The sequence below is a fragment of the Curtobacterium guangdongense genome, from assembly GCF_049341845.1.
GTDB classification, from domain to species: Bacteria; Actinomycetota; Actinomycetes; order Actinomycetales; family Microbacteriaceae; genus Curtobacterium; species Curtobacterium guangdongense.
Genome location: NZ_JBMPIT010000004.1, coordinates 118,471 through 140,845 on the forward strand (window position 1 = coordinate 118,471; position 22,375 = coordinate 140,845).

At 68.1% G+C, this 22,375-nt stretch carries 34 protein-coding genes; 2 read left to right on the top strand and 32 right to left on the bottom strand.

Annotated elements, in window-relative coordinates:
- The first annotated feature begins 54 nt into the window (after positions 1 to 54).
- Positions 55 to 1,194 (top strand): hypothetical protein, encoded by a 1,140-nt coding sequence (locus ACO0E1_RS07100; RefSeq protein ID WP_422873555.1) that lies wholly within the window; start codon positions 55 to 57, stop codon positions 1,192 to 1,194.
- Here the strand turns inward: ACO0E1_RS07100 and ACO0E1_RS07105 are convergent.
- The 7 genes from ACO0E1_RS07105 to infA all read right to left on the bottom strand — a co-directional run bounded on the left by ACO0E1_RS07105 (position 1,184) and on the right by infA (position 5,615).
- Entirely contained in the window at positions 1,184 to 2,311 is a 1,128-nt protein-coding gene (locus ACO0E1_RS07105; RefSeq protein ID WP_422873556.1) for an FUSC family protein, read from the bottom strand. The genes ACO0E1_RS07100 and ACO0E1_RS07105 overlap by 11 nt on opposite strands.
- An 82-nt stretch (positions 2,312 to 2,393) precedes the next feature.
- Positions 2,394 to 2,975, bottom strand: coding sequence for a 50S ribosomal protein L17 (rplQ, locus tag ACO0E1_RS07110; protein WP_422873557.1), 582 nt, complete (start codon positions 2,973 to 2,975; stop codon positions 2,394 to 2,396).
- Between the two features lie 66 nt (positions 2,976 to 3,041).
- The gene (locus ACO0E1_RS07115) at positions 3,042 to 4,037 is read right to left on the bottom strand and encodes a DNA-directed RNA polymerase subunit alpha (protein WP_066656999.1); all 996 of its coding nucleotides are present in this window, start codon (positions 4,035 to 4,037) and stop codon (positions 3,042 to 3,044) included.
- Between the two features lie 205 nt (positions 4,038 to 4,242).
- Complete coding sequence (gene rpsK / locus ACO0E1_RS07120) at positions 4,243 to 4,641, bottom strand: 30S ribosomal protein S11 (protein WP_017885507.1); 399 nt, start codon at positions 4,639 to 4,641, stop codon at positions 4,243 to 4,245.
- A gap of 9 nt (positions 4,642 to 4,650) precedes the next feature.
- Entirely contained in the window at positions 4,651 to 5,025 is a 375-nt protein-coding gene (gene rpsM / locus ACO0E1_RS07125) for a 30S ribosomal protein S13 (RefSeq protein ID WP_144760579.1), read from the bottom strand.
- Positions 5,026 to 5,206: 181 nt separating this feature from the next.
- Entirely contained in the window at positions 5,207 to 5,323 is a 117-nt protein-coding gene (gene rpmJ, locus ACO0E1_RS07130) for a 50S ribosomal protein L36 (RefSeq protein WP_022903266.1), read from the bottom strand.
- Between the two features lie 70 nt (positions 5,324 to 5,393).
- Positions 5,394 to 5,615 carry a translation initiation factor IF-1 gene (gene infA / locus ACO0E1_RS07135; protein WP_017885509.1) on the bottom strand — a complete coding sequence of 74 codons (222 nt, stop codon included), beginning with the start codon at positions 5,613 to 5,615 and terminating at the stop codon, positions 5,394 to 5,396.
- 262 nt (positions 5,616 to 5,877) lie between these two features.
- Here infA and ACO0E1_RS07140 point away from each other — a divergent pair, with 262 nt between their 5' ends.
- A complete protein-coding gene (locus ACO0E1_RS07140; RefSeq protein ID WP_422873558.1) occupies positions 5,878 to 7,134 on the top strand; it encodes an LCP family protein in 1,257 nt (418 codons plus the stop codon).
- A gap of 49 nt (positions 7,135 to 7,183) precedes the next feature.
- Here ACO0E1_RS07140 and map read toward each other — a convergent pair whose 3' ends face one another.
- The 25 genes from map to ACO0E1_RS07265 form a co-directional block, all read right to left on the bottom strand.
- Positions 7,184 to 8,017 carry a type I methionyl aminopeptidase gene (map, locus tag ACO0E1_RS07145; RefSeq protein ID WP_422873559.1) on the bottom strand — a complete coding sequence of 278 codons (834 nt, stop codon included), beginning with the start codon at positions 8,015 to 8,017 and terminating at the stop codon, positions 7,184 to 7,186.
- A gap of 7 nt (positions 8,018 to 8,024) precedes the next feature.
- Positions 8,025 to 8,615 (bottom strand): adenylate kinase, encoded by a 591-nt coding sequence (locus ACO0E1_RS07150; protein WP_281266000.1) that lies wholly within the window; start codon positions 8,613 to 8,615, stop codon positions 8,025 to 8,027.
- Positions 8,612 to 9,934 (bottom strand): preprotein translocase subunit SecY, encoded by a 1,323-nt coding sequence (gene secY / locus ACO0E1_RS07155; protein WP_281266001.1) that lies wholly within the window; start codon positions 9,932 to 9,934, stop codon positions 8,612 to 8,614. The genes ACO0E1_RS07150 and secY overlap by 4 nt, the downstream gene beginning before the upstream one ends.
- A gap of 177 nt (positions 9,935 to 10,111) precedes the next feature.
- Entirely contained in the window at positions 10,112 to 10,576 is a 465-nt protein-coding gene (gene rplO, locus ACO0E1_RS07160; RefSeq protein ID WP_281266002.1) for a 50S ribosomal protein L15, read from the bottom strand.
- Positions 10,573 to 10,758 (bottom strand): 50S ribosomal protein L30, encoded by a 186-nt coding sequence (rpmD, locus tag ACO0E1_RS07165; RefSeq protein WP_082517835.1) that lies wholly within the window; start codon positions 10,756 to 10,758, stop codon positions 10,573 to 10,575. Before rpmD ends, rplO begins: the two co-directional genes overlap by 4 nt.
- Positions 10,758 to 11,573: a 30S ribosomal protein S5 gene (rpsE, locus tag ACO0E1_RS07170; RefSeq protein WP_281266003.1), complete on the bottom strand. Its 816-nt coding sequence runs from the start codon at positions 11,571 to 11,573 to the stop codon at positions 10,758 to 10,760. The genes rpmD and rpsE overlap by 1 nt, the downstream gene beginning before the upstream one ends.
- On the bottom strand, positions 11,570 to 11,947 hold the full coding sequence (gene rplR, locus ACO0E1_RS07175) for a 50S ribosomal protein L18 (protein ID WP_281266004.1): 378 nt from the start codon (positions 11,945 to 11,947) through the stop codon (positions 11,570 to 11,572). The genes rpsE and rplR overlap by 4 nt, the downstream gene beginning before the upstream one ends.
- A gap of 2 nt (positions 11,948 to 11,949) precedes the next feature.
- Positions 11,950 to 12,486 carry a 50S ribosomal protein L6 gene (gene rplF / locus ACO0E1_RS07180; protein ID WP_281266005.1) on the bottom strand — a complete coding sequence of 179 codons (537 nt, stop codon included), beginning with the start codon at positions 12,484 to 12,486 and terminating at the stop codon, positions 11,950 to 11,952.
- A 6-nt stretch (positions 12,487 to 12,492) separates the two neighbouring features.
- A complete protein-coding gene (gene rpsH, locus ACO0E1_RS07185; RefSeq protein ID WP_281266006.1) occupies positions 12,493 to 12,891 on the bottom strand; it encodes a 30S ribosomal protein S8 in 399 nt (132 codons plus the stop codon).
- Between the two features lie 153 nt (positions 12,892 to 13,044).
- Entirely contained in the window at positions 13,045 to 13,635 is a 591-nt protein-coding gene (rplE, locus tag ACO0E1_RS07190; protein WP_281266007.1) for a 50S ribosomal protein L5, read from the bottom strand.
- Positions 13,635 to 13,994, bottom strand: coding sequence for a 50S ribosomal protein L24 (gene rplX / locus ACO0E1_RS07195; RefSeq protein ID WP_144760603.1), 360 nt, complete (start codon positions 13,992 to 13,994; stop codon positions 13,635 to 13,637). The genes rplE and rplX overlap by 1 nt, the downstream gene beginning before the upstream one ends.
- 3 nt (positions 13,995 to 13,997) lie before the next feature.
- Positions 13,998 to 14,366 (bottom strand): 50S ribosomal protein L14, encoded by a 369-nt coding sequence (rplN, locus tag ACO0E1_RS07200; protein WP_071299494.1) that lies wholly within the window; start codon positions 14,364 to 14,366, stop codon positions 13,998 to 14,000.
- 35 nt (positions 14,367 to 14,401) lie between these two features.
- Positions 14,402 to 14,686 (bottom strand): 30S ribosomal protein S17, encoded by a 285-nt coding sequence (gene rpsQ / locus ACO0E1_RS07205; protein WP_071276754.1) that lies wholly within the window; start codon positions 14,684 to 14,686, stop codon positions 14,402 to 14,404.
- The gene (gene rpmC / locus ACO0E1_RS07210) at positions 14,686 to 15,006 is read right to left on the bottom strand and encodes a 50S ribosomal protein L29 (protein ID WP_281266008.1); all 321 of its coding nucleotides are present in this window, start codon (positions 15,004 to 15,006) and stop codon (positions 14,686 to 14,688) included. The genes rpsQ and rpmC overlap by 1 nt, the downstream gene beginning before the upstream one ends.
- A complete protein-coding gene (rplP, locus tag ACO0E1_RS07215; RefSeq protein WP_123654821.1) occupies positions 15,006 to 15,425 on the bottom strand; it encodes a 50S ribosomal protein L16 in 420 nt (139 codons plus the stop codon). Before rplP ends, rpmC begins: the two co-directional genes overlap by 1 nt.
- Before the next feature lie 2 nt (positions 15,426 to 15,427).
- Positions 15,428 to 16,234 carry a 30S ribosomal protein S3 gene (gene rpsC / locus ACO0E1_RS07220; protein ID WP_144760609.1) on the bottom strand — a complete coding sequence of 269 codons (807 nt, stop codon included), beginning with the start codon at positions 16,232 to 16,234 and terminating at the stop codon, positions 15,428 to 15,430.
- Positions 16,234 to 16,629 (bottom strand): 50S ribosomal protein L22, encoded by a 396-nt coding sequence (gene rplV / locus ACO0E1_RS07225; protein ID WP_123654823.1) that lies wholly within the window; start codon positions 16,627 to 16,629, stop codon positions 16,234 to 16,236. Before rplV ends, rpsC begins: the two co-directional genes overlap by 1 nt.
- A 25-nt stretch (positions 16,630 to 16,654) precedes the next feature.
- Entirely contained in the window at positions 16,655 to 16,936 is a 282-nt protein-coding gene (rpsS, locus tag ACO0E1_RS07230) for a 30S ribosomal protein S19 (RefSeq protein ID WP_017885529.1), read from the bottom strand.
- Between the two features lie 11 nt (positions 16,937 to 16,947).
- Complete coding sequence (gene rplB / locus ACO0E1_RS07235; RefSeq protein WP_281266010.1) at positions 16,948 to 17,787, bottom strand: 50S ribosomal protein L2; 840 nt, start codon at positions 17,785 to 17,787, stop codon at positions 16,948 to 16,950.
- An 18-nt stretch (positions 17,788 to 17,805) separates the two neighbouring features.
- Complete coding sequence (rplW, locus tag ACO0E1_RS07240) at positions 17,806 to 18,105, bottom strand: 50S ribosomal protein L23 (protein WP_422873560.1); 300 nt, start codon at positions 18,103 to 18,105, stop codon at positions 17,806 to 17,808.
- Positions 18,102 to 18,761: a 50S ribosomal protein L4 gene (rplD, locus tag ACO0E1_RS07245; RefSeq protein WP_281266011.1), complete on the bottom strand. Its 660-nt coding sequence runs from the start codon at positions 18,759 to 18,761 to the stop codon at positions 18,102 to 18,104. The genes rplW and rplD overlap by 4 nt, the downstream gene beginning before the upstream one ends.
- A gap of 2 nt (positions 18,762 to 18,763) precedes the next feature.
- A complete protein-coding gene (rplC, locus tag ACO0E1_RS07250) occupies positions 18,764 to 19,420 on the bottom strand; it encodes a 50S ribosomal protein L3 (protein ID WP_281266012.1) in 657 nt (218 codons plus the stop codon).
- Positions 19,421 to 19,433: 13 nt separating this feature from the next.
- The gene (gene rpsJ, locus ACO0E1_RS07255) at positions 19,434 to 19,742 is read right to left on the bottom strand and encodes a 30S ribosomal protein S10 (RefSeq protein ID WP_017885534.1); all 309 of its coding nucleotides are present in this window, start codon (positions 19,740 to 19,742) and stop codon (positions 19,434 to 19,436) included.
- Positions 19,743 to 20,320: 578 nt separating this feature from the next.
- A complete protein-coding gene (locus ACO0E1_RS07260) occupies positions 20,321 to 21,148 on the bottom strand; it encodes a DarT ssDNA thymidine ADP-ribosyltransferase family protein (protein WP_422873561.1) in 828 nt (275 codons plus the stop codon).
- Between the two features lie 92 nt (positions 21,149 to 21,240).
- Positions 21,241 to 22,218: a DNA topoisomerase IB gene (locus ACO0E1_RS07265; protein ID WP_422873562.1), complete on the bottom strand. Its 978-nt coding sequence runs from the start codon at positions 22,216 to 22,218 to the stop codon at positions 21,241 to 21,243.
- Between the last annotated feature and the right edge of the window lie 157 nt (positions 22,219 to 22,375).

Below are 22,375 nucleotides of genomic sequence, written 5' to 3' on the forward strand. Positions count from 1 at the left end.
CGATCGTGATGCGCGCACCGATCGGCCGTCACCACGGAGCCCTAGCCTGAACGCATGCACATCTTCACGAGGGGGGTCGTGGCCGTCGCGCTCGCGACCACGGCGGTCGTCACCGTCGCCGGTTGTTCCACCGCGTCGTCCGCAGGGCCGACACCGGCGCCGTCGCGCAGCGTCGCACCGTCGGCCACACCCACAGAGACGGACGCCCGCGTCGACTTCGGGCCGTCGCCGGAGTCGGACGGCGTGCCGACCTGTGCGCAGCTGCTGCCGTCGGACCTCGTCACCCGAGCGGTCCCCGGCACCACCGTGCTCGACCCGATGACGACGCAGGACCACGTCCTCGGCGCCTGGACGACCGCGCGGACCAACGGCGGTGCCGTCTGCTGGAGCACCAACGGTGTCTCGCTGCTCGACGACGTCAGCCCCGGCAAGCAGGGCGATCCGATGTACGAGGGCGTCCGGCTGTCGGTGCTGCCGGACGCGGCCCCCGAGTACGCCGACGCCACCGAGCACGTCGATCCGTCGGTGGACCCCACGCCGGTGTACTGCGGGGCCTCCGATGCCGCCCGGGTGAGCTGCAGCGGGCGTGTGCTCGCCGGGAATGCCTGGATCGACCTCTCCCTGACCCGCCTGCAGACCACGACGGACGCCACCTCGGAGCAGGTGCAGCCGGCGTTCCAGGCGCTCCTGGACCACGTGGAGGAGACCGTCGCCGCAGCACCGGTCGCAGGCGTGCAGACCGAGCACGCGGCAGCGTCCTGGAAGCCGAGTACCTGCACGGCTGACCGCGTGAACGCCGTGACGGCCGTCGCACTCGTCGACCCGTGGTCACTCGGCTCCGACGTCGGCGCCGAGCCGACCTACTACTCGCTCAACCGTCTCGAGGCCGCGGCGTGCTCGTTCGGTCACGCTGATCAGCCCTTCTCGCGGACCGGGGCCTCGTACTCGTCGATGCCCGACTCGGGATGGGTCGTGAGCGCGCGTCTCGGCGCAGGGCTCATCGACCGGCACGACCGGCTCGAGCTCGACGGTCTCGCCGAGGACGCCGCCGCCTGGCGCACGTGCGACGAGGCCGCGTGCTCCGTCGACGTCGTGCAGGACGGCACCTGGACGCACTTCGTCCTGTTCTCCTGGGCCGCTCCGAACACGAGCTCGGCGATCGAGCGCTGGGCGGAGTCGTCCCTCACCGCGTGACGTCGCGCCGGTGACCGAACGCGGACGGACCCGTCGACGTGTCGAGGTCGGCCGTCGCCCGGCGCTCGGACTCCACGATCCCCCGGAGCGACACCAGCGCCGCCGACGTCACCGCGACGTGCGACGGGTCCTCCTTGCTCGCGTCCAACGCCCGCTCGACCTCGGCGATCGCCTCGTCCCCTGCGCTCTCCGGGCACTCACCGCGGATCATGCACGCGAGTTCGCGGAACGCCTTCGCGAGCGGTTCGGCGAACGCCGGGTCCGGGCGACCGAGCCCGTCGGACACCGGGCCCGAGCGGGCGACGAGTTCGGTGAGGTCCGTCGTGTACCAAGCGGCTCGCTCGAGCGCCCGGAACCGTGCGCCGTCCTGCTGCAGGCGCGCCCGTGATCCGCGGAGCGCCCCGCGGGGGTTCAGCTTCCGGCTCTCGTGCGCGATCGAGACCCGGGACCGGACGTCGGCGATGGCCCGGTCGAGCCGGTCCTGCTGCCTGTCCCAGGCCTTCTCGTCGCGCTCGTCGGCGTCGAGCACCGCGGCGAGACCGTCGAGGTGGTCCGCGAGCACGTCGTTGACCGCGTCGATGCGCTGTTCGGCGTCCCAGAAGCGCAGCGGTGGGAAGACCAGGAAGTTCACGAGCAGGCCGATCACCACGCCCACGGCCATCTGCACGAGGTACCCGAGCGAGTAGCCCTCCGCGTGCGCACCGCCGACGAGCAGGACGAACAGCGCCGCGGTGGACACCCACGAGCTGCCCTCACCCAGGATGCGGAAGCCGCCGACCAGCACGCCGATACCCACGGCGAGGGCGATCGCGATGAACCCGGGGTCGCCGATCCACATCGTGAAGCCGGCGATCACGATGCCGAGGCCGATGCCCACGAGGGTCTGGATCCCGCTCCTGAGGCCCGCGAACACCGTCGTCTGCATCGCGACCACGGCCCCGAGCGGTGCGTAGTACGGGTAGTCCGACGCGACGCCTGGCACGTGTCTCGCGATGAACCAGGCGAGGCACGCGGCGAACGCGGCCTTCCCGGCGTGCAGCAGGCGCGGTTGTGTGCCCGAGGTCCGGCTCCAGCGCCAGACCCTCGTTCCCACCCCCGCGATGTGTTCGAATCCCATGGACCCCTCCGAGTCGATCCGCACCCGATGCGGAAGGCCCCCACAGCGCATGCTGCGGGGGCCTTCCGTGGTGGTGCTGGACTTACTTGTCGTCCGACTTCGTGTCGTCCGACTTCTCGGCGGCGTCGGCCTCGACCTCGGCGGCAGCCTCGGTGTCGGTCTCGTCCGCGACGGGAGCCGACTCCTCGGTGGTCTCGGTCGACTCGACCGGGGCCTCCTCGGTGGTCTCCTCCGCTGCGGGCTCCTCGACGGGCGCGGCGGCGGCCGGAGCCGACTTGCGCGAGACGGGGGCCGGCGTGCCCGAGACGGGCTCGAGGACGAGCTCGATCGACGCGAGGGGAGCGTTGTCGCCCTTGCGGAAGCCGAGCTTGGTGATGCGGGTGTAGCCACCCTGGCGGTCCTCGACCTGCGGCGCGATCTCGGTGAACAGCGTGTGCACGACGGTCTTGTCGCGCAGGATGCTGATCACACGACGACGCGCGTGCAGGTCGCCACGCTTCGCGAACGTGATGAGACGCTCGGCGACCGGGCGGAGGCGCTTGGCCTTCGTCTCGGTGGTCGTGATGCGACCGTGCGTGAAGAGGGCGTTGGCGAGGTTGCTCAGGAGCAGGCGCTCGTGGGCGGGGCCGCCACCGAGGCGGGGGCCCTTGGTGGGCTTCGGCATGTCAGTTCTCCAGTGGTGAAAGTGGTGCGCGCTGCGTCAGCGGCACGCGTGCGCGTGAGCGCGAGGTCAGTTGTTGGACTCGTCCTCGTCGTACCCGCTGTAGAAGTGGGCGCCGTCGAATCCGGGGACGGTGTCCTTGAGGGACAGGCCGAGCTCGGTGAGCTTGTCCTTGACCTCGTCCACCGACTTCTGACCGAAGTTGCGGATGTTCATGAGCTGCGTCTCCGACAGGGCGACGAGCTCGGACACCGTGTTGATGCCCTCCCGCTTGAGGCAGTTGTAGCTGCGGACCGACAGGTCGAGGTCCTCGATCGGGGTCTGCAGCTCGTTCGAGAGCACCGCGTCGACCGGCGCGGGGCCGATCTCGATGCCCTCTGCCGCCGTGTTGAGCTCACGGGCGAGGCCGAAGAGCTCGACGAGCGTCCGACCGGCCGACGCGATGGCGTCGCGCGGCGTGATGGCCGGCTTCGACTCGACGTCGACGACCAGGCGGTCGAAGTCCGTGCGCTCACCGGCACGCGTCGCCTCGACGCGGTAGGTGACCTTGAGGACGGGCGAGTAGATCGAGTCGATCGGGATCTGCCCGGCCTCGCTGAACTCCGAGCGGTTCTGCGTCGCCGAGACGTAGCCGCGGCCACGCTCGATGGTGAGCTCGAGCTCGAAGCGCGCGGTGTCGTTCAGGGTCGCGATGACGAGGTCCGGGTTGTGGATCTCGACGCCGGCCGGTGCGGAGATGTCCGCAGCGGTGACCTGACCGGCACCCTGCTTGCGCAGGTACGCCGTGATGGGCTCGTCGTGCTCGCTGGAGACGACCAGGCTCTTGATGTTGAGGATGATCTCCGTGACGTCTTCCTTCACACCGGGAACGGTGCTGAATTCGTGGAGGACGCCGTCGATACGGATGCTCGTGACCGCAGCACCGGGGATCGAGGAGAGGAGCGTGCGGCGCAGCGAGTTCCCGAGGGTGTAGCCGAAGCCAGGCTCGAGCGGCTCGATGACGAAGCGCGAGCGGTGCTCGGAGATCGACTCCTCGGTGAGGGTGGGGCGCTGTGCAATGAGCACTGTGGGATTCCTTTCGGCGAAGTGTCCGCTATATGACACTTGGCGGTACGACGGGGCCGGCGAGGCCCCGACGGGTCTGTTGAGTTGTGATCACGCGCACCGGGGTGCGCGATCGAACGACCAGGAATGGCCGTCCCCGCTCGCTCCCGTCAGACGGGTCTTCCCCGTCAGGGACCGAGCAGGGGACGGCCGGTTGCTCCTCGCGTCAGACGCGACGGCGCTTGGGCGGGCGGCACCCGTTGTGCGCCTGCGGCGTGACGTCGTTGATCGAACCGACCTCGAGGCCAGCGGCCTGGAGGGAGCGGATCGCGGTCTCGCGGCCCGAACCCGGACCCTTCACGAAGACGTCGACCTTCTTGACGCCGTGCTCCTGCGCCTGACGCGCAGCGGACTCGGCGGCGAGCTGCGCCGCGAACGGCGTCGACTTGCGCGAGCCCTTGAAGCCGACGGCCCCGGAGGACGCCCAGCTGAGGACGGCACCCGACGGGTCGGTGATGCTGACGATCGTGTTGTTGAACGTGCTCTTGATGTGAGCCTGGCCCACTGCGACGTTCTTCTTCTCCTTGCGGCGCGGCTTGCGCGCGGCAGTCTTGGGGGTAGCCATCGGGGTCTCCTATCGAGCCTTCTTCTTGCCTGCCACGGTGCGCTTCGGGCCCTTGCGGGTACGAGCGTTGGTCTTGGTGCGCTGACCGCGCACCGGGAGACCACGACGGTGGCGAAGACCCTCGTAGCTACCGATCTCGACCTTGCGGCGGATGTCGGCGGCCACCTCGCGGCGGAGGTCACCCTCCACCTTGAAGTTGCCCTCGATGTAGTCGCGGAGGGCGACGAGCTGGTCGTCGGTGAGGTCCTTGACGCGGATGTCACCGGAGATACCGGTGTCCGCGAGCGTCTTGACCGCGCGAGTGCGGCCGACGCCGTAGATGTACGTGAGTGCGATCTCCACGCGCTTCTCGCGCGGGATGTCGACGCCTGCTAGACGTGCCATGTGCTGGCTGCTCCTGTTGTCGATGGAGGTGTGGCGCAGTGCCGGTGCTCGGGCCTCCGACCCGAGGTGTCCCCCTGTGCACGGCCGGAGCCGGACCAGGGTTCTGGTACTGCGTTTGCGGTGTTCAGTTGTGGATCCTGCTCAGGCCGCCTGTCGGCGTCCGGTCAGGCAGTTCCGGGGACTAGCCCTGGCGCTGCTTGTGACGCGGGTTGCTCTTGCAGATCACCATGACGCGTCCCTTGCGGCGAATCACACGGCAGTGCTCGCAGATGGGCTTGACGCTGGGGTTGACCTTCATTGCTGTTTCCTCGTGCTCGCTGGCTTCGTGCCCGGCAGGGTTGCCGAGTCGTTCCTTTCCAGCTCGCGGATCACTTGTAGCGGTAGACGATCCGGCCGCGGGTCAGGTCGTACGGGCTCAGCTCCACGATCACGCGGTCCTCGGGGAGGATGCGGATGTAGTGCTGGCGCATCTTCCCGGAGATGTGCGCGAGGACCTTGTGCCCATTGGTCAGCTCAACGCGGAACATCGCGTTGGGCAGAGCTTCGAGCACCGAGCCTTCGATCTCGATGACGCCGTCTTTCTTGGCCATAGCCTCACTGTCGCTTGGTTGGATTACCGGTGTGATCCCCGAGCCGGTCTGCGGGTCGGTCGCCACGCCGAGAGGGCATGACACACCAAAGATCGATCTTATGGGAAAGTGGTCTGATTGCCAAGTGCGGACGGCGCGCCCCCAGAGCTGGGGTGTTCCTGAGGGACGGGCCAGCGTTCCACAGTGGTTCCACGGCGCGTTCGAGGGGACGGACATGGGTCCGGTCCTACGGTGACGTTGCAGCCATCCGAACGGAGACCACGTGCCCGACGCCTCTCGGCCCTTCGCTCGTCACGGACGACTCCCGCGACGACGAGCCTGGACGACCCTCGTGTCGATCGTCGCCTCCACCCTCGCGGTGGTGCTCGTCAGCGGGACGAGCGTCGCGGCGATCGCCGGCGCGCAGCTCGCCAGTGCGCCGAAGTCCGTCCAGCTGAGCACCGACGACCAGAGCACCGCCAAGACCGCCGACATCACGGCGATCAAGGGCGGTGCGAACATCCTGCTCATCGGGAGCGACACCCGCGTCGGGCAGTTCGACTCGAACGAAGACGTCGAGGGCGCACGCAACGACGTGACGATGCTCATCCACGTGTCACAGGACCACAGCCAGCTGACCGCGGTGAGCTTCCCCCGCGACCTCATGGTGCCGATCCCCGCGTGCACCAACCCGGAGACGGGCACGAGCTACCCCGCGGCGACCTCGGCGCAGTTCAACACCGCACTCGGCAACGGCGGCGTCTCCTGCGTGGTGGACACCGTCGAGAACCTCACCGGACTGAGCATCCCGTACGCGGGGCTCATCACCTTCGACGGCGTGATCGAGATGTCGAACGCGCTCGGTGGCGTGGACGTCTGCGTCGCGAAGGACATCGACGACACCTACACGGGGCTGCACCTCACCGCGGGGTCGCACTCGCTCGAGGGCTCCGACGCGCTCGCCTTCCTGCGGACCCGACACGGCGTCGGCGACGGCAGCGACCTCGCCCGCATCAGCTCGCAGCAGGTCTTCCTGTCGGCGCTGCTCCGCAAGGTCACGTCGGACGGCACCCTCTCGAACCCCATCACGCTCTACAAGCTCGCCGGGGCTGCCCTGAGCAACATGGTCCTGTCCGACGGGCTCAACCAACCGAAGACGCTGGTGGGCCTCGCGGGCATGCTCCGCGGGATGAGCACGTCGAGCATGCTGTTCGTCCAGTACCCCGTGGTCGACGACCCGGCCGACAGCGCACGCGTCATCGTGGACCAGGCGACGGCCCACACGCTCAACGTCGCGCTGCAGACCGACGAGAAGACGACGCTGAGCGACTCGTCGACCGGTCGCGCCTCAGAGGACCAGAGCGGATCCTCCAGCGCCGCCCCGTCGACGGCTGCGACGCCGTCGACGGCTGCGACGCCGTCGAGCGAACCGACCGGGACGAGCACCAGTACGAGCGCAGCGAGTCCGTCCTCGACGCCGTTGCCGTCGTCGATCACGGGACAGAGCGCAGCGGAGGAGACCTGTTCCGTCGGCAACTGACGCCGACGGGGCGGGGCCGCCCCGAGCCTCCCGGCCCTGGAGGCCCGTCCTACGGGATCGGGACCGGCGTCACTCCCAGCGGGGCCAGGGCAGCAGCCCCACCGTCGCTGGCCGTGAGGACCCAGATGCCGTCCGCGTGGACCGCGACGCTGTGCTCCCAGTGCGCCGCGTCGGCGCCGTCCAGGGTCCGGACCGTCCACTCGTCGTCGTCCGTCGCGCTGTCGATCGTGCCGGCGGTGACCATCGGCTCGATCGCGACCACCAGGCCGGGACGGACGGCGGGGCCCGCGCCACGGACGCGGTAGTTGAAGACCGGGGGCTCCTCGTGCATGGAGCGGCCGATGCCGTGACCGGTGTAGTCCTCGACGATGCCCCAGGCGCCGGTCTCGTCGATGGCGTCCTCCACCGCATCGCCGACCTCGTTGAGGTTCTTGGCGTGCGCCAGCGCGGCGATGCCGTGCCAGAGCGACCGCTCGGTCGTGTCGCAGAGCGTCTGCCGCGCAGCGGTCACGCCGGCGTCACCACCGGGGACCACCGTGGTGAAGGCGCTGTCGCCGTTCCAGCCGTCGACCTCGGCGCCGGCGTCCACCGACACGATGTCGCCTGGGTGCAGGACACGGTCACCGGGGATGCCGTGCACGATCTCGTCGTTCACGGACACGCACAGCGTGTGTCGGTACCCGGGCACCAGCTGGAAGTTCGGGATGCCGCCGCCGTCACGGATCGTCCGCTCGGCGATGGCGTCGAGTTCGCCCGTGGTGACCCCCGGTCGGATCGCCGAACGGACCGCGTTCAGCGCCGCCTCGGTGAGGAGCCCTGGGCGCACCATGGCGCGGAGCTCCTCGGGGGTCTTGTAGATCGAGGGCTTGCGGAACCGGACCACGCTGGCGTCAGACGCCGGCGGTGAGCCCGCGCGACGCGAGCGCTGCCTGGATGCGGTCGCCGACCTCGTCGATGGCACCGAGGCCGTCGACCTCGACCACGAGACCGCGCTGCTGGTACGCCGCGACGATCGGGGCGGTCTGCTCGACGTAGACCTGCTGGCGACGACGGATCGTCTCCTCGTTGTCGTCGCTGCGGCCCTGGTCCTCGGCACGCTTCAGGAGGCGCCCGACGAGCTCGTCCTGGTCGGCGACGAGCTGCACGACGGCGTCGAGGCCGGTGCCCTGCTCGGCGAGCAGTGCGTCGAGGTACTCGACCTGCCCGACAGTACGGGGGTAGCCGTCGAGCAGGAAGCCGCTCTCGGCGTCGGTCTCGCCGAGGCGGGACTTCACGAGCTCGTTCGTCAGCGAGTCCGGGACGTAGTCGCCCGCGTCCATGATCGCCTTCGCCTGGACCCCGAGCGGCGTGCCTTCCGAGACGTTCTTCCGGAAGATGTCACCGGTGGAGACGGCGGGGATCCCGAAGGACTCGGCGATGCGGCCGGCCTGGGTTCCCTTTCCCGCTCCGGGAGGTCCGACGATGATGAGACGTGCGCTCAACGGAGAAGCCCTTCGTAGTGACGTTGCTGCAGCTGCGAGTCGATCTGCTTCACGGTCTCGAGACCGACACCCACGATGATGAGGATGCTCGCGCCACCGAACGGGAAGTTCTGGTTCGCGCCGAACAGCGCCAGTGCTGCCAGCGGGATGAGCGCGATGAGACCGAGGTAGAGCGAGCCGGGCAACGTCACCCGGGTCAGGACGTAGTCGAGGTACTCGGCGGTGGGACGACCGGCACGGATGCCGGGGATGAACCCGCCGTACTTCTTCATGTTGTCGGCGACCTCTTCGGGGTTGAAGGTGATCGCGACGTAGAAGTAGGTGAACCCGACGATGAGCAGGAAGTACAGGACCATGTAGAACCAGTTGTCACCCGAGGTCAGGTTGTTCTGGATCCAGGTCACCCACGCGGCCGGCTCCGAGCCGTCGGAGGGCTGGTTGAACTGCGCGATGAGCGCCGGCAGGTAGAGCAGCGACGAGGCGAAGATGACGGGCACGACGCCTGCCATGTTCACCTTGATCGGGATGTACGTGTTGTTGCCGCCGTAGGTCCGACGGCCGACCATGCGCTTGGCGTACTGCACGGGGATGCGCCGCTGTGACTGCTCGACGAACACGACGGCCATCATGATCACCAGGCCGACGAGGATCACGAAGAGGAAGAGTTCGAAGGACTGCGACTGCTCGATCGCCCAGAGCGCCGACGGGAACTGCGCTGCGATGGACGTGAAGATGAGGAGCGACATGCCGTTGCCGATGCCGCGCTCGGTGACGAGCTCGCCCATCCACATGATGAGGCCGGTGCCGGCGGTCAGGGTGACGACCATGAGCATGATCGCGTACCAGCTGTCGTTCGAGATGATCGACGAGCAGGAGGCGCTGGCGTTCGTGCCGAAGAGCTGACCCGAGCGGGCCACCGTGATCAGCGTGGTGGACTGCAGCACACCGAGCGCGATCGTCAGGTAACGCGTGTACTGCGTCAGCTTCGCCTGGCCGGTCTGGCCCTCCTTGTAGAGGGCGTCGAAGTGCGGGATCACGACGCGCAGGAGCTGCACGATGATCGACGACGTGATGTACGGCATGATGCCGAGTGCGAAGACCGAGAGCTTCAGCAGCGCGCCACCGGAGAACAGGTTGATCAGGTCGTAGAGACCGCCGGAGGACGATGCGCTCGCGAGGCAGGTCTGGACGGCTGCGTAGTCCACGTACGGCGCGGGGATGTACGACCCGAGCCGGAACAGCGCGATGATCGCCAGGGTGAAGCCGATCTTCTTGCGAAGATCGGGGGTGCGCATGATGCGCGCGACCGCTCTGAACACGAGAACTCTCCGAACTACTGGGACCGGTCTTGCCGATCGAGCCGGGCGAGGCCGCCCGTGGCCGGGACGCCGACCGCGCGACCCGGGACCGTCGGCACGTGGCCGACCAGCTCCGGGTCTGTCATCAAGGAAACCGTAACGGCGGCCCGTGCGCAAACGCACGGGCCGCCGACGGGACTACTGGGAGACGGTGCCGCCCGCAGCCACGATCTTGTCCTGGGCGGAGCCCGAGACCTTGTCGACCGTGACGGTGAGCTTCACGCTGATGTCACCCTGACCGAGAACCTTGACCTTCTCGTTCTTGCGGACGGCGCCCTTGGCGACCAGGTCCGCAACGGTGACGTCGCCACCGTTCGGGTAGAGCTCCGCGAGCTTGTCCAGGTTCACGACCTGGTACTCGACGCGGAACGGGTTCTTGAACCCGCGGAGCTTCGGGGTGCGCATGTGCAGCGGCATCTGCCCACCCTCGAAGCCGACGCGGACCTGGTAACGGGCCTTCGTGCCCTTGGTACCGCGGCCCGCGGTCTTGCCCTTCGAGCCCTCACCGCGACCCACACGGGTGCGGTCCTTCTTCGAGCCAGCGGCCGGACGAAGGTGGTGCACCTTCAGGATCTGGACGCGCTCGTTCTTCTCGTCGCTCATGCGTCGACCTCCTCGACCTTCACGAGGTGCGCCACCGTCGCGATGTACCCGCGGTTCTGGGAGTTGTCCTCGCGCAGGACCGTACGGCCGATGCGCTTGAGACCCAGGCTGCGGAGCGTGTCGCGCTGGTACTGCTTCTCGCTGATGACGGACTTCGTCTGCGTGATCTTCAGCATGGCCATCAGGCACCTGCCTTCTCGGTCGCTGCGGCACGTGCTGCCGCCTCGGCCTTCAGGAGGCGAGCCGGCACGACGTGGTCCACGTCGAGGCCACGACGTGCGGCGACGGCGCGGGGTTCCTCGAGCTGCTTGAGGGCCTCGACCGTGGCGTGCACGATGTTGATGGTGTTCGACGACCCGAGCGACTTGCTCAGGACGTCGTGGATGCCGGCGCACTCGAGCACGGCGCGGACCGGACCACCGGCGATGACACCGGTACCGGCAGCGGCCGGGCGCAGGAGGACGACGCCAGCGGCGGCTTCACCCTGCACCGGGTGCGGGATCGTGTTGCCGACGCGGGGGACGCGGAAGAAGTTCTTCTTCGCCTCTTCGACACCCTTGGAGATCGCCGTGGGGACCTCCTTGGCCTTGCCGTAGCCGACGCCCACGAGGCCGTTGCCGTCACCCACGACGACGAGCGCCGTGAAGCTGAAGCGACGACCACCCTTGACGACCTTCGAGACGCGGTTGATGGTCACCACGCGCTCGAGGAACTGGCTGTCGCCACCGCGGTTGTTGCGGTCGCGGCCCTGCTGACGGTCACGACCGCCACCACGACGGCCACGGTTGTCGGCCGAGTCGCGGTTGTTGGACGCGGAGCCGGCAGCGGTCTCGACCGGACGCTCGGCGACGGGGGCAGCCGCCTCCGCCTTGGCGTCGGTCGACTTGGTCTCCTCGGCGCTGGTGGCCTCGGTGGTCTCCTCAGCGCTGGTGGCCTCGGTCGTCTCCTCGACGGCCGGGGTCTCCTCGGCGTTGCTGTTGTTCGCGATGTCGCTCACAGGTTCAGCCCTCCTTCACGGGCACCATCGGCGATCGCGGCGACGCGACCGGCGTACTTGCTACCACCGCGGTCGAACACGACGGCTTCGACACCGGCGGTCTTCGCACGCTCGGCGAGGAGCTCGCCGACGCGACGCGCCTTGGCGGTCTTGTCGCCGTCGAACGAGCGGAGGTCGGCCTCCATCGTCGACGCGCTGGCAAGGGTGTGACCCTTGGAGTCGTCGATGACCTGCACGAACACGTGACGTGCCGAGCGGGTGACGGCGAGACGCGGACGTGCCTCGGTGCCGGTGATCTTCTTGCGGAGGCGGTTGTGGCGACGGGCCTTGGCAGCCGCCTTGCTCTTGCCTCGGGTACGAGTTCCGATAGCCATGATCACTTACCTGACTTTCCGGCCTTGCGGCGCACGTTCTCGCCCGCGTAACGGACACCCTTGCCCTTGTAGGGCTCGGGCTTCCGCAGCTTGCGGATGTTCGCAGCGACCTCGCCGACGGCCTGCTTGTCGATGCCGTTGACGGTGACCTTGTTGTTGCCCTCGACGGCGAAGCTGATGCCCGCCGGCGGCTCGACCGTGATCGAGTGGGAGTAGCCGAGCGCGAACTCGAGGTTCGAGCCCTTCGCCTGGACGCGGTAACCGGTGCCGACGACCTCGAGGCCCTTGGAGTAGCCCTGGGTGACGCCGATGATCTGGTTCGCGATGAGCGTGCGGGTCAGGCCGTGGAGCGACCGGGACTCACGCTCGTCGTCCGGGCGGGTGACGAGGACCTGGTTCTCCTCGACGTTCGCCTGGATGGGCTCCGCGACGACGAGCGCGAGCTCGCCCTTCGGGCCCTTGACCGCGACGTTCTGACCGTCGATGGAGACGGTCACGCCAGCGGGGATGTCAATGGGAAGACGTCCGATTCGTGACATGTTCGATCACCAAACGTAGGCGAGGACTTCCCCACCCACGCCCTTCTGCTCGGCTTCGCGGTCGGTCAGGAGACCCGACGAGGTGGACAGGATCGCCACGCCGAGGCCACCGAGGACCTGGGGGATCTCCGTCGACTTCGCGTAGACCCGGAGGCCGGGCTTCGACACGCGCTTGATGCCGGCGATCGAACGCTCGCGCTCGGGGCCGTACTTCAGCTCGATGGTGAGGGTCTTGCCCACGCGGGCGTCCTCGACCTTCCACTCGGTGATGTAACCCTCGCGCTTGAGGATGTCAGCGATGGTGGTCTTGAGCTTGCTGCTCGGAAGCGAGACGGCGTCGTGGTGCGCCGAGTTCGCGTTCCGCAATCTGGTCAGCATGTCTGCGACCGGATCGGTCATCGTCATGATGTGATTCCGTTTCTCGCCTGGTTTCGACACCCGTTCCACGAATGCCGACCTGAGCGATCGAGTGACTCCAGGGCGATTCCCCGGAGTCTGTGTTCGTGCGTGCGGGCCGGAGGACTCGAGAGTCCTTCGGCCCGCAGCGCCCGAAGTAGTTTAGACCGTCTGCTCGGCAGAGCGGAACGGGAAGCCGAGCTGCTTGAGCAGCGCGCGCCCCTCGTCGTCCGTCTTCGCGGTGGTCACGACGGTGATGTCGAAGCCGCGGACACGGTCGATGCGGTCCTGGTCGATCTCGTGGAACATGCTCTGCTCCGTGAGACCGAAGGTGTAGTTGCCGTTGCCGTCGAACTGGCGGTCGCTGAGACCACGGAAGTCGCGGATACGGGGAAGCGCCAGCGAGAGCAGGCGGTCCAGGAACTCCCACGCACGGTCGCCACGGAGGGTGACGTGCGCGCCGATGGCCTGGCCCTCACGCAGCTTGAACTGCGCGATGGACTTGCGGGCCATCGTGACCTGCGGCTTCTGACCGGTGATCGCCGTGAGGTCCTTGATGGCCCCCTCGATGATCTTCGAGTCGCGAGCTGCCTCGCCGACACCGGTGTTCACGACGACCTTGACCAGGCCGGGGACCTGGTGGACGTTCGCGTAGCCGAACTGCTCGGTCAGCGCCGCCTTGATCTCGTTCTTGTACTTCTGCTTCAGGCGCGGCTGGACCTTGTCAGCCGTCGCGGCAGTCGTGTCAGTCATCAGAGCTTCTCACCAGACTTCTTGGCGTAGCGGACTCGGACGGTCTTCTTGACACCGTCCTTCTCCACCTCTTCGGTGCGGAAGCCGACGCGGGTCGGCTTCTTCGTCTTGGGGTCGACGATCGCGACGTTCGACACGTGGATCGGGGCCTCGTGCTGCTCGATGCCGCCGGTCTTCGAACCACGCTGCGTCTGGCCGACGCGGACGTGCTTCGTGACGAAGTTCACGCCCTCGACGACGACGCGGTTCTTGTCCGTGAGGACCTCGATGACCTTGCCCTGCTTGCCACGGTCGCCGCCACGCTCCTGCGTCGCGCCCGTGATGACCTGGACCAGGTCACCCTTCTTGATGTTCGCCATGGCTTACAGCACCTCCGGCGCGAGCGAGATGATCTTCATGAACTTCTTGTCACGAAGCTCGCGACCGACCGGACCGAAGATGCGCGTGCCGCGCGGGTCGCCGTCAGCCTTGAGGATCACTGCCGCGTTCTCGTCGAACTTGATGTAGGAGCCGTCGTTGCGACGGGTCTCCTTCTTGGTGCGAACGATGACCGCCTTGACGACGTCACCCTTCTTCACGTTGCCGCCGGGGATGGCGTCCTTCACCGTGGCGACGATGACGTCACCGAGACCGGCGTAGCGACGACCCGAGCCACCGAGCACGCGGATGGTCAAGATCTCCTTGGCACCCGTGTTGTCGGCGACCTTCAGGCGGGATTCCTGCTGAATCACTGCTGTCTCCTATTTCCGCAAGCGGGCCGCGAGGCCTACTTGGCCTTCTCGAGGATCTCGACCAGGCGCCAGCGCTTGGAGGCGCTGAGGGGACGGGTCTCGCTGATCACGACGAGGTCGCCGACACCGGCCGAGCCGGCCTCGTCGTGTGCCTTCACCTTGGAGGTGCGGCGGATGACCTTGCCGTAGAGGGCGTGCTTCACGCGGTCCTCGACCTCGACGACGATGGTCTTGTCCATCTTGTCGCTGGTCACGTAACCACGGCGCGTCTTGCGGTAGCCGCGGGTGAGGGCGGCGGAGTCCTTCTCTTCGTTCGCCATCAGTTCTCCTCGGCGGTCTCGGCCTCGGTCGACTCGACCGGCTTGTCAGCCTTCTTCGTCGACTTCTTGGCCTTGGTTGCGGTCTCGACGGGCGCGGGGGTGGCACGGATGCCGAGCTCGCGCTCGCGGAGGACGGTGTAGATCCGGGCGATGTCGCGCTTGACGGCACGAAGACGACCGTGGCTCTCCAGCTGGCCGGTGGCCGACTGGAAGCGGAGGTTGAAGAGCTCCTCCTTGGCCTTCTTCAGCTCGTCAGCAAGACGCTCGTTCTCGAACGTGTCGAGCTCCGTCGGACGGAGCTCCTTGGAACCGATCGCCATTATGCGTCGCCCTCCTCGCGCTTGATGATGCGTGCCTTGAGGGGCAGCTTGTGAATTGCACGGGTCAACGCCTCACGGGCGATGTCCTCGCTGACGCCGGAGAGCTCGAAGAGCACGCGGCCCGGCTTGACGTTCGCGATCCACCACTCGGGCGAACCCTTACCGGAACCCATGCGGGTCTCGGCAGGCTTCTTCGTGAGCGGGCGGTCCGGGTAGATGTTGATCCACACCTTGCCGCCACGCTTGATGTGACGCGTCATGGCGATACGAGCGGACTCGATCTGACGGTTGGTCACGTAAGCGGGGGTCAGGGCCTGGATGCCGTAGTCACCGAAGGAGACCTTGGTGCCACCGGTCGCCTGACCCGAACGCTTCGGGTGGTGCTGCTTGCGGTGCTTGACTCGACGGGGGATAAGCATGGTTACGCCTCAACTCCTGCGCCGGCCGGCGCGTCCTGCGGGGCCTGCTGCTCGCGGCCGCCACGGTCGCCGCGGTCGCCGCCACGACGGTCACCGCGGTCGCCACGCGGGCCTCCACGACGCTCGGGGCGCGACGAACGCTGGTTCGCCTGCTCGCGAGCGAGCTCCTTGTTCGTGATGTCGCCCTTGTAGATCCACACCTTCACGCCGATGCGACCGAACGTCGTCCGGGCCTCGTAGAAGCCGTAGTCGATGTTGGCGCGGAGCGTGTGCAGGGGCACGCGGCCCTCGCGGTAGAACTCCGAGCGCGACATCTCGGCGCCGCCGAGACGGCCGGCGACCTGGATGCGGACACCCTTGGCACCGGCGCGCTGTGCACCCTGGAGGCCCTTGCGCATGGCGCGACGGAACGCGACACGAGCGGAGAGCTGCTCCGCGATGCCCTGCGCGACGAGCTGGGCCTCGGTCTCGGGGTTCTTGACCTCGAGGATGTTGAGCTGGATCTGCTTCTTGGTGAGCTTCTCGAGCTCGCCACGGATGCGCTCCGCCTCGGCGCCGCGGCGGCCGATGACGATGCCCGGACGCGCCGTGTGGATGTCCACGCGGACACGGTCACGGGTGCGCTCGAGCTCGATGCGGGCGACGCCGGCACGGTCGAGGGTCTTCTTCAGGTACTGACGCACCTTGATGTCCTCGGCGACGTAGTCGGCGTAGCGCTGACCCGGCTTCGTGCTGTCGGTGAACCAGTGCGAGACGTGGTCCGTCGTGATCCCGAGGCGGAAGCCGTACGGGTTGACCTTCTGGCCCATTACTTGCTCGCCTTCTTGCTCGTCGCGGCAGCAGCCTCGGCCTCGTCAGGGGTCGCGAGGACCACCGTGATGTGGCTGGTGCGCTTGTTGATCCGGAAGGCCCGGCCCTGAGCACGCGGCTGGAACCGCTTGAGGGTCGTGCCTTCGTCGACGAAGACGCGGCTCACGTAGAGGTCGCGCTCGTCGAGGAAGCTGTTCGTCGAGTCCGCCTTGACACGTGCGTTGGCGATCGCCGAGGCGACCAGCTTGTACACGGGCTCCGAAGCGCCCTGGGGGGCGAACTTCAGGATGGCGAGCGCCTCGTGGGCCTGCTTGCCGCGGATCAGCTCGATGACGCGACGGGCCTTCTGAGGCGTGACGCGGATGTGTCGCACGCGTGCGATCGACTCCACCATTTCGTTCCTCCTCTGCGTCGCCGCCTTAGCGGCGACGGCCCTTCTTGTCGTCCTTCACGTGACCGCGGAAGGTACGGGTCGGCGCGAACTCGCCGAGCTTGTGACCGACCATCGATTCGGTGACGAACACCGGGATGTGCTTGCGTCCGTCGTGCACCGCGATGGTGTGCCCGAGCATGTTCGGGACGATCATCGAACGGCGCGACCACGTACGGATCACGTTCTTCGTGTTGGCCTCGTTCTGCGTGACGACCTTGCGAAGCAGGTGCTCGTCGACGAAGGGGCCCTTCTTCAGACTGCGTGGCATCTTCTGAACTCCTACTTGCGCTTCTTGCCGGCGTTACGGCGACGGACGATGAGCTTGTCGCTCGGCTTGTTCGGCTTGCGCGTGCGACCCTCGGCCTGGCCCCAGGGGCTGACCGGGTGACGACCACCGGACGTCTTGCCCTCACCACCACCGTGCGGGTGGTCGATCGGGTTCATCGCGACACCACGCACGGTCGGGCGGACGCCCTTCCAGCGCATGCGGCCGGCCTTGCCCCAGTTGATGTTCGACTGCTCGGCGTTGCCGACCTCGCCGATGGTGGCGCGGCAACGGGCGTCGACGTTGCGAACCTCGCCCGACGGCAGACGGAGCTGCGCGTAGGGGCCGTCCTTGGCGACGAGACGCACCGAGGCGCCGGCCGAACGCGCGAGCTTGGCGCCGCCACCGGGGCGGAGCTCGATCGCGTGGATGACCGTACCCACGGGGATGTTGCGGAGCGGCAGGTTGTTGCCGGGCTTGATGTCAGCACCGGGGCCCTGCTCGACGACGTCGCCCTGCTTGAGCTTGTTCGGCGCGAGGATGTAGCGCTTGGTGCCGTCCACGAAGTGCAGGAGCGCGATGCGCGCCGTGCGGTTCGGGTCGTACTCGATGTGCGCGACCTTGGCGTCGACGCCGTCCTTGTCGTGACGACGGAAGTCGATCACGCGGTACTGGCGCTTGTGGCCACCACCGATGTGACGGGTCGTGATGCGGCCCGAGCTGTTCCGGCCACCGGTCTTCGGCAGCGGACGAAGCAGGGACTTCTCCGGCGTCGAACGGGTGATCTCGGCGAAGTCGGCGACCGACGAGCCGCGACGACCCGGGGTCGTCGGCTTGTAGTTACGAATAGCCATGATTTATCCCTCTGGTCCTCAGCCGACAGCCGTGAAGATGTCGATCGAACCGGACTTGAGCGTCACGATGGCGCGCTTGGTGTCCTTGCGCTTGCCGATGCCGAAACGCGTGCGACGGGTCTTGCCAGGACGGTTCAGCGTGTTGATGCCGGCGACCTTGACCTCGAAGATCTTCTCGATGGCGAGCTTGATCTCGGTCTTGTTCGCGCGGGGGTCCACGAGGAACGTGTACTTGCCCTGGTCGATGAGGCTGTAGCTCTTCTCCGACACGACGGGCGCGATGATGATGTCGCGCGGGTCCTTGTTGAAGCCGCTCATGCGGAGATCTCCTTCGCGGTCTTCGACGCGATGAAGGCGTCGAGGGCGCTCTTGCTGAAGACGATGGCGTCCGACACGAGGACGTCGTATGCGTTCAGCTGGCCGTACGAGAGCGCGTGGACGTTCGGCAGGTTGCGGATCGACTTGAGCGTGAGCTCGTCGTCCGACTCGAGCACGACGAGCACGTTCTTGACGGGCGCGACCTTCTCGAGGAGCGTGCGGGCGGTCTTGGTCGACGGCACCTCGGCCGCGACGAAGCCCTCCACAGCGGAGATACGGCCACCGCGGGCGCGGTCCGAGAGCGAGCCGAGCAGAGCAGCGGCGATCATCTTCTTCGGGGTGCGCTGCGAGTAGTCGCGCGGGGTCGGTCCGTGGACGACGCCACCGCCGGTGTGCTCAGGAGCACGCACCGATCCCTGACGGGCGCGGCCGGTGCCCTTCTGCTTGAACGGCTTGCGACCGGCACCGCGGACCTCGCCGCGGTTCTTGGTCTTGTGGGTGCCCTGACGCGAAGCGGCGCGCTGCGCGGTGACGACCTGGTGGATCAGCGGGACGTTGGTCTCGACGTCGAAGAGCTCGGCGGGGAGCTCGACGGAGCCGGACTTGACGCCAGAGACGTCGAGGACGTCGATCGTGGTTGCAGTCGTGGTGGCCATGATCACTTACCCTTCACGGCGGTGCGGACGAAGACGGAGCGACCGCGAGCACCGGGGACGGCGCCCTTGACGAGCAGCAGACCCTTCTCGGCGTCGACGGCGTGCACCGTGAGGTTGAGGACGGTCACGCGCTCTCCACCCATGCGACCGGCCATGCGCATGCCCTTGAAGACACGCGACGGGGTCGAGGAAGCACCGATCGAGCCGGGCTTGCGGTGGTTGCGGTGGGCACCGTGCGATGCGGAGACGCCGGCGAAGCCGTGGCGCTTCATGACACCCGCGAAGCCCTTGCCCTTGCTCGTGCCGACGACGTCGACCTTCGCGCCGGCTTCGAACGTGGCGTCGACGGTGAGCTCCTGGCCCAGCGTGTACTCGCCCGCGTCCGACGTGCGGATCTCGGTGAGGGTGCGGCGCGGGGTGACCCCGGCGGCCTCGAAGTGGCCAGCGGCCGGCTTGTTCACCTTGCGGGGGTCGATCTGGCCCGCGGCGATCTGGATCGCCTCGTAGCCGTCGCGCTCCACGTTGCGGATCTGGGTGACCACGTTCGGGCCGACCTCGATCACGGTGACGGGGATGAACTTGTTGTTCTCGTCCCACACCTGGGTCATCCCGAGCTTCTTGCCGAGGAGGCCCTTGACGGTCTTGGTTGTGTTCGCCATCAGTTCAGCCCCCTTACAGCTTGATCTCGATGTTGACGTCGGCCGGGAGGTCGAGACGCATGAGCGAGTCGACGGCCTTCGGCGTCGGGTCGACGATGTCGATGACCCGCTTGTGCGTGCGCTTCTCGAAGTGCTCGCGCGAGTCCTTGTACTTGTGGGGAGAACGGATCACTGCGATCACGTTCTTCTCGGTGGGGAGCGGCACCGGGCCGACCACGGTCGCACCGGCACGGGTCACCGTGTCGACGATCTTCCGGGCCGACGTGTCGATGACCTCGTGGTCGTACGACTTGAGCCGGATGCGGATCTTCTGTCCCGCCATGTGTTCTCTGTCCTCTCTGCGCCGCGCACCCTCGGGCCGCCTGACGCCGCCGGGTTCCGCCCTGTGCGGACCTGGCTGTTTGCGTGAATCACCGGACGCATCCGCTGGGGATGACCGCTGTTCTCCTGTCAACCGCGCGGACGGTCATGCCGTGGTGCACACGACGGCCCGCGTGGACGTATCGCCACCCCGGCTCCGGACACGGGTGTCCGTCACGTTGTGGGGCTTCGATGTGTTCTGCTGCCTGCGGCCCAACCCAGCCCTGCTGAACAGGGGGGTTGTGCACTGCCAGTGCAGTGATCCTTCGGGGCGCGAACGCCCCAGGAATTTCGGAACCGGACAAGTCTCCCATAGCCCGGGGTTCCGTGCAACCCGGGCGTGTCGCGCTCCCCCGGGCGTGTCGAGACCAGCGTACTTCCCCGGTCTGCCGCGGATCCACCGGCCTGGAGGCCCGGCTCGCGTCCGCCGCGCAGCGCACGTCCCGAGGGGGGGCACGGACGCCCCCGCCGAACCGCGAAACGGACACAGCACCACGCAGTCGCGCGGTGCTGTGTCCGTTCTGGGGTTCTGTGTTCGGGTCAGTCCTCGTCGGGGACGACCGGCGGCACGAACCACGGCGGGAAGACCGCGACACGCGGGACGTGCCCACCGTGCTCGGAGAGGATGTCCTTCACCGCGTGGCGTGCGCGGTCGTTCGGCACGCCGATGACCGCGACCGAGGAGAACGGCACGCTCGGCCCGGCGAGGACCTCCACACCGTGCATCTCCGGGTCGGTGAGGTCCGTGCGGCGCAGCAGGTTCGCCGCGGCCTCCGGACCGACCGCGAACCGGACGTCCTCGGCGTCGGCGTCCGTGTCAGCCAGGATCACCGAGGCGCCGAAGGCCGCGGTGGGGACGACGAGCACGACGTAGTCGACGCCACGGGCGTGCCGGGCGGCGTCGGACCAGCGCTCGGTGTCGTGCGCCCCGCGTCGGACCTCGTCCCAGCGCGCGCCGTCGGGCGAGAGCGAGAACGGCACGTGGCTGGCGACGCTCGACCCGTCGGGCGCGGTCGCCGCCGCGCGGGCCTCGCGGGCAGCAGGGGCGCTGATGTCGTAGGACGGCGTGACGGCGTCGGACGCGAGGATCGCCCCGTCCGCGACGATCCCGTCAAAGTTGTCGATGTGGGTCACGTGGTGTGCGCGCAGGGCGCCGAAGACCCGGGCGGCCGGCATGTCCGGCTCAGCGGTACGCAGCGCGGTCGCCTTCGCGCGGGCGGGCGAACCGCCGGGGGTCGACCGCAGCGAGGTGCTGACGCGGGTGCGCCGCGGCGCAGGGGCCTTGGGGACGTCGGGCACCTCGCGCTGTCGAGGCGCGCAGATGTCGCAGAGTTCGGTGGGGAATCCGTGGATGCACTCGTCGGTCACGACTGATGTGGGTCCTTCCGTGCCGCGTGGGGGTGGGACGGCACGAGGGTCAACGGTACGTCATCGCGGACGTGTCGCGGCACCGATGGAGGTCATTGGCGGTAGAGCAGTGCCCGGACCTCGGACTCCGCGGCGTGCTCGCGCTTCGGATCGATGGTCTCGCCGTGCTCGTACGCGTCGAGCAGACGGGGATCGACGTAGCTCTGTCTGGCCACCGTCGGGGTGTTGCCGAGGACCTCGCTCGCCGCCTTGACCGCGTGTGACACCGCATGCTTCCGCTTCGTCTCGCTGGACTGCGGTCCGGTCTCCGCCAGGTCGATCGCCGCCGCGACCGTGCCGTGCAGCGTCCGGAAGTCCTTCGCGGTGAACTCGTCGCCTGCGCGCTCCTTGACGTAGGCGTTGATGTCCTCGGCCGACAGCGGCTCCCAGTCGGCGCCCCTGGTCGCACGGAAGGACAGCAGCCGCGCCGTGGGCCCGCGGCGCTTCATCCCGGCGATCACGCTCGACAGGTCGGCGTCGTGGATGGACGACGACCACTCCTGCCCGCTCTTGCCGGGGAAGGAGAGCTCGATGTCGTCACCGGACACGTGCGCGTGCGCGCAGAGCAACGTGGAGAGGCCCCGGCTGCCGTGCTCGGACGCGTACCGTTCCGACCCGACTCGCAGCGATCCCTGGTCGAGCATCCGGAACGCTGCAGCGAGCGCACGACGCCGATCCGGCTCGGGGCGTCGCAGGTCGAGCGTGACGCCGCGGCGTGCGCTCGGGAGCGACTCCGCGAGGGCGAGCGCCCGGTCGTACTTGATGCGGTCCATCCGCTCTCGCCAGGACGGGTGGTACATGTACTGCCGCCGTCCGACCGCGTCGATGCCGGTGGCGAGGACGTGGCCGTTGTCGTACGGCGAGATCCAGACGTCCTCCCACGCCGGCGGCACGACGAGGTCCTCGAGGCGCTTCCGGACGTCCGGGTCCGTGACGGTCTGCCCGTCGGGGTCACGGTACGAGAATCCCTTGCCCGAGCGGACGCGGTGGTAGCCACGACCGTTGGTCGCGGATCTGCGGAGGCGTGTCACCCCTCCGAGCAAACACGTCCCGCCTCAGCGGGGCAGCAGCAAGCGACGGATCGCGCACCGCGAACCGGTGGAACCGGCCGGCCGACGGGGTGGTGCCGACCGACGACGGACGGGAGGACCGGTGCGGGCGTGCACCGGTCCTCCCGTCCGTCAGGCG

Excerpts from the sequence above, each read along its gene's own strand:
- ACO0E1_RS07100 (WP_422873555.1), top strand. The coding sequence starts at position 55 with ATGCACATCTTCACGAGGGGGGTCGTGGCCGTCGCGCTCGCGACCACG.
- ACO0E1_RS07105 (WP_422873556.1), bottom strand. The coding sequence starts at position 2,311 with ATGGGATTCGAACACATCGCGGGGGTGGGAACGAGGGTCTGGCGCTGG.
- rplQ (WP_422873557.1), bottom strand. The coding sequence starts at position 2,975 with ATGCCGAAGCCCACCAAGGGCCCCCGCCTCGGTGGCGGCCCCGCCCAC.
- rpsK (WP_017885507.1), bottom strand. The coding sequence starts at position 4,641 with ATGGCTACCCCCAAGACTGCCGCGCGCAAGCCGCGCCGCAAGGAGAAG.
- rpsM (WP_144760579.1), bottom strand. The coding sequence starts at position 5,025 with ATGGCACGTCTAGCAGGCGTCGACATCCCGCGCGAGAAGCGCGTGGAG.
- rpmJ (WP_022903266.1), bottom strand. The coding sequence starts at position 5,323 with ATGAAGGTCAACCCCAGCGTCAAGCCCATCTGCGAGCACTGCCGTGTG.
- infA (WP_017885509.1), bottom strand. The coding sequence starts at position 5,615 with ATGGCCAAGAAAGACGGCGTCATCGAGATCGAAGGCTCGGTGCTCGAA.
- rplO (WP_281266002.1), bottom strand. The coding sequence starts at position 10,576 with ATGAGCGACGAGAAGAACGAGCGCGTCCAGATCCTGAAGGTGCACCAC.
- rpmD (WP_082517835.1), bottom strand. The coding sequence starts at position 10,758 with ATGGCCATGCTGAAGATCACGCAGACGAAGTCCGTCATCAGCGAGAAG.
- rplR (WP_281266004.1), bottom strand. The coding sequence starts at position 11,947 with ATGGCTATCGGAACTCGTACCCGAGGCAAGAGCAAGGCGGCTGCCAAG.
- rplF (WP_281266005.1), bottom strand. The coding sequence starts at position 12,486 with ATGTCACGAATCGGACGTCTTCCCATTGACATCCCCGCTGGCGTGACC.
- rpsH (WP_281266006.1), bottom strand. The coding sequence starts at position 12,891 with ATGACGATGACCGATCCGGTCGCAGACATGCTGACCAGATTGCGGAAC.
- rplE (WP_281266007.1), bottom strand. The coding sequence starts at position 13,635 with ATGACTGACACGACTGCCGCGACGGCTGACAAGGTCCAGCCGCGCCTG.
- rplX (WP_144760603.1), bottom strand. The coding sequence starts at position 13,994 with ATGGCGAACATCAAGAAGGGTGACCTGGTCCAGGTCATCACGGGCGCG.
- rpsQ (WP_071276754.1), bottom strand. The coding sequence starts at position 14,686 with ATGGCGAACGAAGAGAAGGACTCCGCCGCCCTCACCCGCGGCTACCGC.
- rpmC (WP_281266008.1), bottom strand. The coding sequence starts at position 15,006 with ATGGCGATCGGTTCCAAGGAGCTCCGTCCGACGGAGCTCGACACGTTC.
- rplP (WP_123654821.1), bottom strand. The coding sequence starts at position 15,425 with ATGCTTATCCCCCGTCGAGTCAAGCACCGCAAGCAGCACCACCCGAAG.
- rpsC (WP_144760609.1), bottom strand. The coding sequence starts at position 16,234 with ATGGGCCAGAAGGTCAACCCGTACGGCTTCCGCCTCGGGATCACGACG.
- rplV (WP_123654823.1), bottom strand. The coding sequence starts at position 16,629 with ATGGTGGAGTCGATCGCACGCGTGCGACACATCCGCGTCACGCCTCAG.
- rpsS (WP_017885529.1), bottom strand. The coding sequence starts at position 16,936 with ATGCCACGCAGTCTGAAGAAGGGCCCCTTCGTCGACGAGCACCTGCTT.
- rplB (WP_281266010.1), bottom strand. The coding sequence starts at position 17,787 with ATGGCTATTCGTAACTACAAGCCGACGACCCCGGGTCGTCGCGGCTCG.
- rplW (WP_422873560.1), bottom strand. The coding sequence starts at position 18,105 with ATGAGCGGCTTCAACAAGGACCCGCGCGACATCATCATCGCGCCCGTC.
- rplD (WP_281266011.1), bottom strand. The coding sequence starts at position 18,761 with ATGGCCACCACGACTGCAACCACGATCGACGTCCTCGACGTCTCTGGC.
- rplC (WP_281266012.1), bottom strand. The coding sequence starts at position 19,420 with ATGGCGAACACAACCAAGACCGTCAAGGGCCTCCTCGGCAAGAAGCTC.
- rpsJ (WP_017885534.1), bottom strand. The coding sequence starts at position 19,742 with ATGGCGGGACAGAAGATCCGCATCCGGCTCAAGTCGTACGACCACGAG.